This is a genomic window from Mesorhizobium sp. BR1-1-16, from assembly GCF_020165495.1.
GTDB lineage: Bacteria > Pseudomonadota > Alphaproteobacteria > Rhizobiales > Kaistiaceae > Kaistia.
Map to the genome: position 1 here is coordinate 20,747 of NZ_JAIUIE010000022.1, position 12,219 is coordinate 32,965.

Here is a 12,219-nt window from a genome sequence, read left to right on the forward strand (position 1 = left end):
GCAGATGACCCCTATGCCGGGCGGCCTTGCCGCCGCCCGGCGCCCGTTTTCCCGCCGAGTTGCCGATGTTCGATAGCCCCGCAGCTGATCCCGCCTTGCCCAACCGGTTTGCGCCCGTCCGCGCTGCCGCCCCGCTGGTGCGCTTTTTCGCGCGGCGGATCGGGCTTTCCGTGCTGACGCTGCTCGGTCTCGTCACGCTCGCCTTCGCCATGACGAAGTTCATTCCCGGCGACGAGGCGCAGGTTGCGGCCGGTCCCGATGCCGGGCCGGACCAGGTCGAGGCGATGCGCGCGCGGCTCGGGCTCGATGCACCGGCGATTGTCCAGTATCTCCGCTTCATCTGGCGGCTGTTGCATGGCGATCTCGGCACCTCGATCGTCACCTACCAACCGGTGCTGCGCGATCTCGAGCGGGTGCTGCCAAGTACCCTGGAGCTGGTCGCCATCACCATGGTGCTCAACCTCGTCATCGCCATACCCGTCGCGACGATCGCAGCGGCGCAGGGCGGCCGCGGCCTCGACGCCTTGACGCGCATCGCGGCGGCAATCGCGGCTGGCTTGCCTGTGTTCTGGGTGGCCCTGATGCTGCAGTTCCTGCTCGGCACGCTCGCCCGCGTCCTGCCGATCTCCGGACAGCGCGGCTTCGGCGTCACCGTGCCGAACTGGACCGGCATGCGCACTCTGGATGCGCTCCTCTCCGGCAATCCAAGTGCCTTCCTCGACGCGTCGCTCTATCTCGTCCTGCCGGCGGCGACGCTGGCGCTCCACTTCTCCAGCCAGCTGTTCCGTGCGCTCCGGGCATCGCTCGAACTGGCGGCGGCTAGTGATTTCATCGCGCCGGTCAAGGCGAAGGGCGCTTCGACCGCGCGCATCCTCTGGCGCCATGCGCTGCCCAATGCGTTGCCGCCGGTGATCACGCTGGCCGGAACGCAGATCGCCGACATGCTGGGCGCGGCGGTGCTGGTCGAGGCCGTATTCGCGCGCCAGGGCGTCGGCGCCTATCTCGCCAATGCCGTCGCGCAAAAGGACACGTTCGCGGTCATCGGGACGGTGCTCTTCGTCGGCGCCATGGTGTGCGTCGTCAATCTCCTGGTTGACGCGATTCTGCTGGCGACTGATCCGCGGCTGCGCGCGGCAGAACTTGCGCGGGGAGGGCGGCAATGATGGCGCGGCCTCATCTTTCACTCGGCGACGCCACCGTCTTCGTCCTTGTCGCGCTGATTCTGGCTGCCGCAGTGTTCGGCAATCTTCTGGCGCCCGAGGCGACCTTCTCCTCCGATATCGGCAATGCATTCCTGCCGCCCGATGCGCAGCATTGGCTCGGCACGGATTCGCAGGGGCGCGATGTGCTCTGGCGCGTGATCGCCGGCGCGGCGCCGTCGCTGCTCTCATCCATGCTGGTCGTCACCATCTATTCGCTGATCGGCGTCGTCGTGGCGACGCTCGCGACCGTGGTGCCGCGCTGGCTCGACGAGGGGCTGATGCGCGGCACCGAGATTGGGCTCGCACTGCCCGGTGTCATCGTTGCCATGGGCTTCGCGTCGGCCATGGGCCCCAGCCTCGCCTCGGCCGTGATCGCCATGAGCATAACCGGCTGGCCGATCACGGCGCGGCTGCTGCGCAGCATCACGCGACAGACCATGGTGGCGCCCTATGTCCAGGGCGCGCAGGTCATGGGCGTTTCGCGGTTCCGCCTGATGACCCGGCATGTGCTGCCGAACTCGCTCGACGTGCTGATCATCAAATGGTCGGGCGATGTCAGCATCACCATCCTGGTGCTGGGCGGCCTCTCCTTCGTCGGCGTCGGCGCGCAGCCGCCGAGCGCGGAATGGGGCGCCATGATCTCGGACGCGCGCAGCTATGTCTCGACCGCCTGGTGGACGGCGGCGGCCCCCGGCGCAGCGATCGCGCTGACGGCCGTCTCGTTCAGCCTGCTTGGCGACATCCTGCAGCGCCGTCTCGGCGGCGCCGGCGCGTCCGGCGGAGCGCGGTCATGAAGCCGCTGCTCGAGGTGCGCGCACTTACCATCGACGTACCGAAGGGCGAAGGCTGGATGCGCGTCGTCGACGGCGTCGATTTCTCCATCGGCGCCGGTGAGCGGGTGGCGCTGGTCGGCGAGTCGGGGTCAGGCAAATCCATGACCGCCCGCGCGCTGATGCGGCTCGACGATGCGCTGCGCATCGGCGGCGCGATCCGTTTCGCAGGCGAGGAGGTGCTCGGCTGCACCGAGGCCGAGATGCGCGCGCTGCGTGGATCGGGCATCGGCATGGTGTTCCAGGATCCGATGGCCTCGCTCGATCCGTTCATGCGGGTCGGCGACCAGGTTGCCGAGGTGCTCAGGATTCGCGGCGTCGGCCGGGCCGAGGCGCATGCGCGCGCTGTCGCCATCCTGGCCGAACTCGGCGTCCGCGACGCCGCCAGCCGCTCCGGCGCCTACCCGCACGAGTTCTCCGGCGGCATGCGCCAGCGCGTCGTTCTCGCAATGGCGCTCGTCGCGGGCCCGAAGCTGCTCGTCGCCGACGAGCCGACCACGGCACTCGACGCCCGCATCCAGCAGCAGGTCCTCGATCTCATCGACGACGCTGCGGCCGATCGGGGCCTCGGCGTCCTGCTCATCACGCATAATCTTGGCATCGTCGCGGGCTTCGCCGATCGCGTGCTCGTCATGTACTCGGGCAGGATCGTCGAGGAAGGGCCGGTCGAGCAGATCTTCGCCGCGCCCGCTCATCCCTATACGCGCGGGCTGATCGCGGCCGTGCCGCGCGCCGACATGCGTGTCGACCGCCTGCCGCCGATCGACGGCGCGCCGCCTTCTCCCGCACGGCGCCCGTCTGGCTGCGCCTTCCATCCGCGCTGCCCGGTCCGGCTGCCGGTCTGCGTCATGACAGCGCCGCAGCTTCGCCCGTCGGGTGGCGGCTCCGTCGCCTGCCACCTCGCCGCGGCGGAAGAGGCGATGGCATGACCGGTCTTGCCGTCACGGATCTCTGCAAATCCTACCCCGCGGCCGGCGGCGGCCGGCGCGAGGTGCTGAAGGGCGTCTCGCTCAGGATCGACAAAGGCGAATGCGTGGGACTGATCGGCGAATCCGGTTCCGGCAAGTCGACGCTGATCCGCTGCGCGCTTGGCCTCGAGAAGCCCGATTCCGGCCGCGTCGACTACGAGGGCAGCTTTGTCCATGAGGCGACAGGCCCGGACCTGCTGCTGTTCCGGCGCGAGGTGCAGATCGTCTTCCAGGATCCGTTCGCCAGCCTCAATCCGCGTATGACAGTCGAGGAACTGGTCGGCGAGGGACTGCTGGTGCACCGGATCGAGCCGTCGCGCGCGCGCCGGCGCGCGTGCGTCGCCGAGTTGCTCGGCCGTGTCGGCCTCGAGGCGGACGCCATGCACCGCTATCCGCGCGCATTCTCGGGCGGCCAGCGGCAACGCATCGCTATTGCCCGCGCGCTCGCCGTCTCGCCGCGCATTCTGGTGTGCGACGAGCCGGTCTCGGCGCTCGACGTGTCGGTGCAGGCGCAGGTCATTAATCTCCTCGCCGACATGCGCAGCGCGCTCGGCCTCGGCATCCTGTTCGTTGCGCATGACATCGGCGTCGTCCGCTATCTCTGCGACAGCGTGCTCGTCCTCGCCGAGGGCCGCGTGGTCGAGGAAGGCCCGACGGAAACCGTGTTCGGCGATCCGCAGCACGATTACACGCGCGCGCTCATGGCGGCGGCGCCCGTTCCGGATCCGGCGGAAGCCAAGGCAAGGCGGGCGCTCCGCCGACAACAACGCGAAGCAGCAAGAGGAAGCGAGCCATGAGGCTGGGGGTCGACGGACGCAAGATACCTGAGGCAGCGAAGCGCGGGCCGATCGGCAGCCTCGAGCATGCCGGCGCGCTTGGCCTGGACGGGCTGTTCTTCCGTACCGTGCTCGATGTCAGCCAGCGTCTTGATGGCGGCGAACTCGCCGAGATCCGCGCCGCGGCCGATGGGCTCGGCCTGTATCTCGAAATGGGGCTCGGCAAGGTCAATCCTTATGCGATGCCGGAGGCGCCGGAGCTGCGAGCCGCTGGCGACGGCGACACCGTGCTCGGCTTCCGGCGGATGATGGAGGCCTGCGCGGCGATCGGCTGCCGCGAGCTTTGGGTCGCGACCGCCAACTACAAGGGCGCCTATGTCGGCCGCTGGTGTTACGACCGCTTCCGCACCGATGTCAGCTGGGCCGAGCAGCTTGCCGCGACGGAGCGCTTCCTCAAGATCCTCGCGCCGATCGCCCGCGATCTCGGCATCCACATGAATATCGAGACGCATGAGGAGATCACCTCTTTCGAACTCGTGCGTCTGGTCGAGAGCGTCGGCCCCGATGTGACCGGAATCGTCTTCGACACCGCCAATGTCCTGCAGCGCGGCGAGCACCCGACCTGGTGCGCGCGCCGCATCGCGCCCTATGTTCGCCAGACGCATGTCAAGGACGGCTATCTCGGCCATGCTCACGGCGGCCTCGATTTCCAGATGCGGCCCTGCGGCGAGGGCATCGTCGATTTCGCGGCGATCCTGCCGATCCTCGCCGCCGCCAATCCGGCGCTCAACCTGACGATCGAGAACACCCAGTCCCAGGACGACAAGCCGGACAGCAATGCCGTGATTCATATCGAGATCTTCGATCCAGACTGGCTCGCCGGCCATCCCGATCTTACGGTCGAGGAATATGCCGCCTTCCACGCGATGGTGCTGGACTACCAGCGGCGTGTGGCGGCCGAGTCCATCGACGGCATCGCCGCCTATGCGGCGCGGCCGTTCGGCTATGCCGAGGCCGTCGCATCCATCGAGGCCGGCGCGCGCCATATTCGCGCTGTCTGCGATGCCGCCGGTTTGCCGCTCGCGGAGCGCACACGATGACCGGCATCATGAAGACCGCCATGCCGGGCTATGAGGCGATGGATGTGCTGGCGGCGCTCGAGGCGGCGGCCGGATACGGCCTCGATGGCTGCCTCTTCTCTCATCTCCTCGACGTAGCGCTCGATCTCGACGCGGGAAGGCTGGCCGAAGTCAGGGCACGCGGCGTCGAACTCGGCGTCAAGCCTGCCGCCGGCATCGGCTGGATCAATCCCCATCATCTCGACCGCGCCGCGGCGCTCGTCGCGCTCGGCGGCGGCGATTATCGCCGCGGCTTCGCGCGCGCGATCGAGGCCGCTGCCGCGTTCGGGCTGACCGATCTCTTCTTCATGATCAGCCTGATTGAGGACCGCTTCGACACCGATCTCACATGGTCCGGCCAGCTTGCGGCAAGCACGCGGTTCCTCGCCAGCCTGGCGCCGATCCTGCGTGCGAACGGCGTCCGCCTGCTGCTCAAGACGCATGAGGAGATCACGACGCAGGAGATCCTGCGCGTCATCGAGGCGGTCGGCGAGGATGCGATCGGCGTCGCGCTCGATCCGGTCAATGTCATGGTACGCCTCGAGGAGCCGCTTGCCGCGGCGCGCCGTGTCGCGCCCTATGTTCGGCAGGTCCATCTCGATGACGCCATCATCCGCTTCGCGGGCGATGGCATCCGCCGCATCCTGCATCCGCTCGGCCAGGGGCAGATCGACTGGCCGGGCATTCTGGCTCTCGTCGGCGCGGCGCCGCGCTTCCTCGAGATGCATCGCGGACAGTTCGCCATGCCGGTTTTCGAGCCCGGCTGGCTGGCGCCGCAGAGCGATGTCGTGCTGCCCGAACTTGCGGCACTGCTCGAGATGGCGGTCGCCTCCGGCGATGCGCCGGACGCCTGGAACCAGGACCTGCCGCTCACCCGTCTGCCGGCGACGCTGGAGGCGCTGCGACCATGAGCGGGCAGGACGGGTTCATCGACGCGGCCATGCAGCGCGCCATCCAGCTCTCCGCCCATGCGGCGGCGATCGGCAACGAGCCGTTCGGGGCCGTGGTGCTCATCGGCGACGAGATCGTCGGTGAGGGGTACAATCAGGCGCGACAGCTCCTCGACCCGACGGCGCATGGCGAGGTCCAGGCCATCCGGGACGCCTGCCGCAAGCTCGGCAGGCTCGAACTCGACGGCTGCGTCCTCTACACCTCATGCGAACCCTGTGCACTGTGCATCGCAGCCATGGCGGGTGTCGGGATTCGGAAGCTTTACTATGCGGCAACGCTCCAAGCATGCGAGCAGCTCTTTGCGGGCGCTCCGGCGCTCGGGCGGGCAGCGACCGATGTCGCGACGCTGCGGGCGGCTGCCGGCGCGCCGGGCGGCGGCGAAGTGATTGCGTCCGCGCAGCGTAGCAACACAGAGGCGCTCGCAGTGGTGGCAGACTGGGTCAGGAAGAAGACGGCGATGGAATCGATGAGGGAGGCGAGCATCACACGCTCCGACAACAACCAGGGAGGCGATGCGTGAGCGAGAAATCCCAGGATCGAGAGGTCCAGCAGCTGCAGGTCGACGCGCGGATCCGGCATGCCCGCATCTTGAAGGGTATGCGGATGCGCGATCTCGCAGAGCTGATCGGTTGCGACGAGAGCATGATCTCGAAGATCGAGACCGGCAAGGTGGTGCCTTCGCTGGTCATGCTCACCAAGATCGTCAAGGCGCTCGATCGCGACATGGCGTCGTTCTTCGGCCTCGAGATCGACGAGCACAAATTCGTGCAGCGACCGAGCGACCGCACCATGGTGCCAAACGATGCGCTGCGCAGCGGCAGCGGCGTCGTCTATGAGCGGCTGGTGCCGCCGGCCGCCGGCAATCTGCTCGAGGGCAACATCCACCATGTCGAGCCGGGTGGCGGCAAAACCGACTCGATCACCCATCAGGGCGAGACGGTCGGCTATCTGCTCGAGGGCGAGATCGACCTCGAGATCGACGGCACCGTCTATCGCGCCCGCGCCGGCGACTCCTTCTTCTTCAAGGCTTATCTGCCGAGCGGCTACCGCAATGTCGGCGACACGGTGGCGCGCATCCTCTGGGTCAACACCCCGCAGGTCCATTGATGATATCGCCGCAAACGCCGGCGACCCGCGGCCCGCTCGGGCTCGACCGGGCGCAGGACATCGCTGCCGCCGTCGCCAGCGGCGCCATCTCACCCGTCGAGGTCGTTCAGGCCGCCCTCGACGCCATGGACCGGCTCGATCCGAGCCTCAATGCCTTCTGTACGCCTGCGCATGACGAGGCGCTCGCCGTGGCGCGCCGGCTCGAGGCTCGCATTCGCGCCGGTGAGGCGGCCGGGCCGCTGGCCGGCGTGCCGGTGGCCATCAAGGATCTCATCTTCACGCGTGGCCTCCGCACCACCTTCGGTTCGCGGCTCTATGCCGATTTCGTCCCCGACGAGGACGACGTGGCGGTGGCGCGCCTCCGGGTCGCCGATGCGATCATTGTCGGCAAGACCAATGCCGCCGAGTTCGGCTATGGCGGCTTCGGCCACAATCCGCTGTTCCCGACGACGCGCAATCCCTGGGACCCCGCGCTCACCTCGGGCGGATCGAGCGCCGGCTCGGCGGCTGCTGTCGCGGCCGGCCTCTGCCCGATCGCGCTCGGCAGCGATGGTGGCGGATCGGTGCGCCTGCCGGCCGCCTTCTGCGGCATTGTCGGGTTCAAGCCGACGATGGGCCGCATTCCGCTCTGGCCGGGCTGCCGCGACCCCCGTTTCGCCGGTGCCTCCGGATGGGAATCGATCGAGCATTACGGCGTCCTTTCGCGTGGCGTCGACGATGCAGCGCTGATGTTCGACGTAATGGCCGGGCCCGATCCCCGCGACCGCCTGTCGCTGCCGCGCGTTGCCGAGACGTGGCGGACGATTGACGCATTGCCGCGCGGGCTCAGGATCGCCTTCGTGCCGACATGGAGCGGGGAGCCCCTCGATCGCGCTGTCGCAACGCTTGCCGAGCGGGCGGCAGCGCGTTTTTCGGCCGATCTCGGCGCCGATGTCGAGGCAGTCACCGCCCCATTTGACGATTGCATCCATGCCTATCGAGCGATCGTCGCGATGGAGACCGACCTCACGGGGCTGCGCGCCCGCATCGCTGCCGCCGCCGCCGGCGTCGCCGTCTCGCGTCCGCTGTCGGCGCTGCTCGCGGCGGAGTGGTCCGGCGATCGCTTCGCCGATGCGATCGTCGCGCGTAAGCAGGCCGTCGCGGCGATTGCCTGTTTCATGGAGCGGTTCGATCTGGTGCTGACGCCGACCGTTCCGACGACAGCGTTCCCGATCGACCGCGACGGTCCAGGCTCGATCGACGGGCAGCCGATCGACGACGACGCCTGGACGCCGGCGCTTTTCCCTCTGAACCTGACCGGCCAGCCAGCAGCGAGCGTGCCGGCCGGATGGACCGGCGAGGGCTTGCCGGTCGGTTTGCAGATCGTCGGCCGTCGGTTCGACGACAGCCTTGTCCTTGCCGCAGCGCGTGCTTTCGAAACGGTGCAGCCATGGCATCGCCGGTATCCGCCGATATCGATCTGGAGCGAGGACCGCTGACATGCCAGACCTGCTGAACCATCGGTTGCGCAGCGGGCCTCAAGGGGAGGCGACACTGCTAATGGTGCACCCGCTCGGCGCCGATCTCTCCTTCTGGGACGAGTGCGTTGCGCGGTGGGGCGATCGCCGCGCAACGCTCGCCGTCGATCTCCGCTCGGCCGGTCGCTCGCCGGGCAGCGACAGCCCGCCGACGCTCGACACGCATGTCGCTGATCTTCTCGCGCTGCTCGATGTCCACGGTATCGACCGCGTCGTCGCCGTTGGCTGCGCCATGGGCGGGGCGGTCGCCGTTGCCCTTGCTGCGGCTCTGCCTGGCCGTGTCGTCGGGCTCGTCATGGCCAATCCCGAACTGCGGCTCGATGATGGCGCGCGGATCCGCCTTGCCGAGCGAGCCGATCTGCTGGAGGCCGGCGGGCCGGAGGCGGTGCTCCCAGCGGCGGTCGACAATGTGTTCGCCGGCCTCGACGATCCGGTGCGCAAGGCCCGCTATCTCGCTGCTTTCAGGCAACTGGACGGACGGCGCGCCGCCGCCTGCATCCGCGGCTTCCTGTCAGCCGATGTGACGACGGCAACGGCCGCGATCCAATGCCCGACGTTGCTTGTGGCCGCCGTGCACGACATGCTTGGCGGCCATGATGCCGTTGGAGCGATGTGCAGATTTCTGCCGGCCGCACATTGGGCCACGTTGGCGGGAGCGTCGCATTTCGGCCCTTACCAAGCCCCCGCCCAATTCGTTGACATCGTCGAAGCCTTTCTCAATGCGCTCTCGGACGATGGGCCAACGCAGGAAGGCAAATTCGGCAGAAGTCCCCCCATTGAGTGAGATTGACCCTTGCAGCGCAGCAAGAGTGGAAGTGTCTCGCTGATTGCAGCCGGCCGGAATATCGGAGAGCAAGCCGTAGCTTCGGGTCAGAAGCAGCGCTGCAGCCGATGTGTTTCTCATCGGTTAGGTTGGCGCGCTTCCGATGCGACTGCAGTCGCGGTGCGTTGCCAGTCGAGCCGCCCCAAATCGGCAGGTCTGGACCGCAGCGAACCGGCGCGGGCAGGACGGGCCGTCCCGCGCCGGAAGCAGACGTCGCGGCCTAGATATTCTGGCCGCCCGACACCTCGATGCGCTGTGCAGTCACCCAGCGGTTGTCGGAACCGAGCAGGCTCGCGACAGCGGGGCCGACATCCTCCGGCAGGCCGACGCGGCCGAGCGCGATGATGCTTGCGAAGGCCTCGTTATAGGCCGGCGTGTCGCGGACGGCGCCGCCGAGGAAGTCGGTTTCGATCGCCCCAGGCGCGATGGTGTTGGCCGTGATGCCGCGGCTCCCCAGTTCCTTCGCCATATAGAGCGTCAGGATCTCGACGGCGCCCTTGGCAGCGGAATAGGCGGAGAAGCCGGGATAGCTGGCACGGGTGAGGCCGCTCGAGAAGTTGACGATCCGTCCGCCATCGACCATCAGCGGCAGCAGCGCCTGGGTGAGGAAGTAGACGCCCTTCACATGGACGTCGAACAGGGCGTCGAACTGGGCCTCGGTGGTCTCCGTGAAGCTGGCCATCTCGCCATGGCCGGCATTGTTGACGAGATGGTCGAAGGTCTCGCGACCCCAGACGTCGGTGAGCTTCGAGCGAACGGCGTCGACGAAGCCCGGGAAGCTGGCGGTGATGCCGGTATCGAGCTGCAGGGCCACCGCCTTGCGGCCGAGCGCCTCGATCTCGGCGACGGCGGACGCGGCGTTCGCGGCGCCGTTCCGATAGGTGAGGATCACATCGCCGCCATGGCGGGCGATGCTGATGGCGGTGTTGCGGCCGAGGCCGCGGCTGCCGCCGGTGACGATCGAGATGGTGGTCATGCGCTTGCTCCTTGATCAGCGTTTTCGCTGGAGAAGCAATCGCAGAGGCGCGGCCGGCAAAGTTGCCGGATGCTCGCCAATTCTTGCCTGATCGTCCGCGACGCTTGAGTGCCCTCGCTGGGCGGACTACCTTGAGGCCATGACCCAGACGCTCCTCGCCACAGCCACGCGCTTCGCCGAGGCCCATGCCGGCGAACACGGCGTGGCCATGACTCCGGTGCCCGGACTTGCCGTGGTGCGGGAGACGATGCCGACCGCGCTTCAGTATGCGATCAACCGGCCACTTGTCGCCCTGGTGCTGCAGGGCCGCAAGCACGTCGCGATGGGCGCCAGTACTTTCGATCTCCATACCGGTGAGTCGCTGCTGATCACCGCAGACGTGCCCACGGTGAGCCAGATCACCGAAGCCAATCTCGCCAAGCCGTATATCTCCATCGTCTTCGAGATCGATGCAGCCGTGGTGGCTGAACTGGTCACGGAAATGGGTGCGGCTCCGTTTCTGGCCGGCACCCCGATCCGGGTCGACCCGACGGAGAGCGAGGTCGCCGACGCGGCGCTGCGCCTGTTGCGGCTGGTCGACAGGCCGGCGACGATCCCGATTCTCCAGACGCAGCTGCTGCGCGAGCTGCATTTCTGGCTGCTGTCCGGCCGCCACGGCGGTGCTATCCGCGCGCTCGGGATCCCAGGCAGTCACGCGCAGCGCATCGCCCGCGCCGTCAACCTCATCCGCTCGGAGTTCGCGGCGCCGCTTCGTGTGGAGCAACTGGCCAGCGCCGCCGGAATGGGCCTCTCTGCGTTCCATGAGCACTTCCGCGCCATTACCTCCCTGACGCCACTGCAGTTCCAGAAGAAGCTTCGGCTGATCGAAGCGAGGCGCCTGATGCTGTCGGCGGGCGAACCGATCAGCAACGCCGCCTATAGCGTCGGCTATGAGAGCGTCCCCCAGTTCACGCGCGAGTATGGACGGCTGTTCGGGGTGACACCCGCCCGCGACCGACGGCAGCAGTCGGTGGCCTGAGCGCCCGACATCCGCTCTTGGCCAACTGCTGGATCCTCGCGCCTTGCCGCTGCTTCCGAATGGACTTCAGCGCGTAGTGAGCACCCCCTCCAAGCATGCTCGTAGCCTTTCGGCGTTGATGCCCCTTACAGTCGGTGCGTGACCCCTCATGCCGTCTTGCGCTCGCGGTGCTTGGCAGCTATCGGCGGACCTGAACGCCCTACCCCAGAGAAGCTGAAGATGTCGAGACTGACAACTCCCTCCCGGAAGCCGCCGGAAGCCAAGGACGAACTCGTCAAATGGCTCAATAAGTGGACCTTCGACCGGTTCGTGACCCTGGCCTTCAATAGCGCGGCGTCTGGAAATGGGCTCTCGTACGAGTCCGATCGGCAATATCAGTTTCTGCGGAAGAAGCTCCGGCTCTGGGACGCCTTCATGAACCGCGCTCTCCTGGGAACCAACTGGCAGAAGACGTCTGACCAACTATTCTGTTTCTATTTCCTCGAAAAAGCCAACGTCAACCCTCACTGGCATGGTTTGATCCGCTTCTTCTCCAACGATGAGGACGAGATCTCGCGCCAGGCCGACATCTTCGACACGAGAGCACAGCAGCTCTGGGTTAAGCTGGTGCCCTCTGGCACTGTAGATATCCAGCCGATCGACCTTCAACTGAGCGTTGTTGAATATGTTGCAAAGTCCGTCCCATTTGGTGTAAATTGGGATCGCTTCATCGTTGCTGACGAGTTCGGCAAGGGTTGAAGACCAGGAGCCGCGAAGTTGCCGGCCGCCAAGCGGTGACAACCAACAGCCTGCGATATCCCCCATAAGTATTGATCATCGTGCCAGAAATGGCGCGATGGTGTTCTATGGAGGAAAGACATCCCAGACGACCACCGGCCATCCGACGACGTGCCACAGCGAACCGGCTCCAGCACTTAACTGGTGCAGGCTGCT

13 protein-coding genes are annotated in these 12,219 nt (G+C 67.3%); 12 read left to right on the plus strand and 1 reads right to left on the minus strand.

Going from position 1 to position 12,219, the window contains the following annotated elements; genetic code table 11:
• Positions 1-65: 65 nt before the first annotated feature.
• Genes LB518_RS24180 through LB518_RS24225 form a run of 10 tightly spaced genes read left to right on the plus strand, consistent with a single transcriptional unit; the run spans position 66 to position 9,253 of the window.
• Positions 66-1,163 (plus strand): ABC transporter permease, encoded by a 1,098-nt coding sequence (locus LB518_RS24180; RefSeq protein WP_224580440.1) that lies wholly within the window; start codon positions 66-68, stop codon positions 1,161-1,163.
• Complete coding sequence (locus LB518_RS24185; RefSeq protein ID WP_224580441.1) at positions 1,160-1,996, plus strand: ABC transporter permease; 837 nt, start codon at positions 1,160-1,162, stop codon at positions 1,994-1,996. Before LB518_RS24180 ends, LB518_RS24185 begins: the two co-directional genes overlap by 4 nt.
• Positions 1,993-2,961, plus strand: coding sequence for an ABC transporter ATP-binding protein (locus LB518_RS24190; RefSeq protein WP_224580444.1), 969 nt, complete (start codon positions 1,993-1,995; stop codon positions 2,959-2,961). The genes LB518_RS24185 and LB518_RS24190 overlap by 4 nt, the downstream gene beginning before the upstream one ends.
• Complete coding sequence (locus LB518_RS24195; protein ID WP_224580446.1) at positions 2,958-3,797, plus strand: ATP-binding cassette domain-containing protein; 840 nt, start codon at positions 2,958-2,960, stop codon at positions 3,795-3,797. The genes LB518_RS24190 and LB518_RS24195 overlap by 4 nt, the downstream gene beginning before the upstream one ends.
• Positions 3,794-4,876: a sugar phosphate isomerase/epimerase family protein gene (locus tag LB518_RS24200; protein WP_224580447.1), complete on the plus strand. Its 1,083-nt coding sequence runs from the start codon at positions 3,794-3,796 to the stop codon at positions 4,874-4,876. The genes LB518_RS24195 and LB518_RS24200 overlap by 4 nt, the downstream gene beginning before the upstream one ends.
• Entirely contained in the window at positions 4,873-5,805 is a 933-nt protein-coding gene (locus LB518_RS24205; RefSeq protein WP_224580448.1) for a sugar phosphate isomerase/epimerase family protein, read from the plus strand. The genes LB518_RS24200 and LB518_RS24205 overlap by 4 nt, the downstream gene beginning before the upstream one ends.
• Positions 5,802-6,365 (plus strand): nucleoside deaminase, encoded by a 564-nt coding sequence (locus tag LB518_RS24210; RefSeq protein WP_224580449.1) that lies wholly within the window; start codon positions 5,802-5,804, stop codon positions 6,363-6,365. The genes LB518_RS24205 and LB518_RS24210 overlap by 4 nt, the downstream gene beginning before the upstream one ends.
• The gene (locus LB518_RS24215; protein WP_224580451.1) at positions 6,362-6,952 is read left to right on the plus strand and encodes a helix-turn-helix domain-containing protein; all 591 of its coding nucleotides are present in this window, start codon (positions 6,362-6,364) and stop codon (positions 6,950-6,952) included. The genes LB518_RS24210 and LB518_RS24215 overlap by 4 nt, the downstream gene beginning before the upstream one ends.
• Positions 6,952-8,430 (plus strand): amidase, encoded by a 1,479-nt coding sequence (locus tag LB518_RS24220; RefSeq protein WP_224580452.1) that lies wholly within the window; start codon positions 6,952-6,954, stop codon positions 8,428-8,430. Before LB518_RS24215 ends, LB518_RS24220 begins: the two co-directional genes overlap by 1 nt.
• 1 nt (position 8,431) lies before the next feature.
• On the plus strand, positions 8,432-9,253 hold the full coding sequence (locus tag LB518_RS24225; RefSeq protein ID WP_224580455.1) for an alpha/beta fold hydrolase: 822 nt from the start codon (positions 8,432-8,434) through the stop codon (positions 9,251-9,253).
• 259 nt (positions 9,254-9,512) lie between these two features.
• Here the strand turns inward: LB518_RS24225 and LB518_RS24230 are convergent, their stop codons facing one another.
• Positions 9,513-10,268, minus strand: coding sequence for an SDR family NAD(P)-dependent oxidoreductase (locus LB518_RS24230; RefSeq protein ID WP_224580457.1), 756 nt, complete (start codon positions 10,266-10,268; stop codon positions 9,513-9,515).
• A 139-nt stretch (positions 10,269-10,407) separates the two neighbouring features.
• Here LB518_RS24230 and LB518_RS24235 point away from each other — a divergent pair, with 139 nt between their 5' ends.
• Both LB518_RS24235 and LB518_RS24240 read left to right on the plus strand, forming a co-directional pair.
• Positions 10,408-11,286 (plus strand): AraC family transcriptional regulator, encoded by an 879-nt coding sequence (locus tag LB518_RS24235; RefSeq protein WP_224580458.1) that lies wholly within the window; start codon positions 10,408-10,410, stop codon positions 11,284-11,286.
• Between the two features lie 219 nt (positions 11,287-11,505).
• Positions 11,506-12,024 (plus strand): hypothetical protein, encoded by a 519-nt coding sequence (locus LB518_RS24240; RefSeq protein WP_224580461.1) that lies wholly within the window; start codon positions 11,506-11,508, stop codon positions 12,022-12,024.
• The last annotated feature ends 195 nt before the right edge of the window (positions 12,025-12,219 follow it).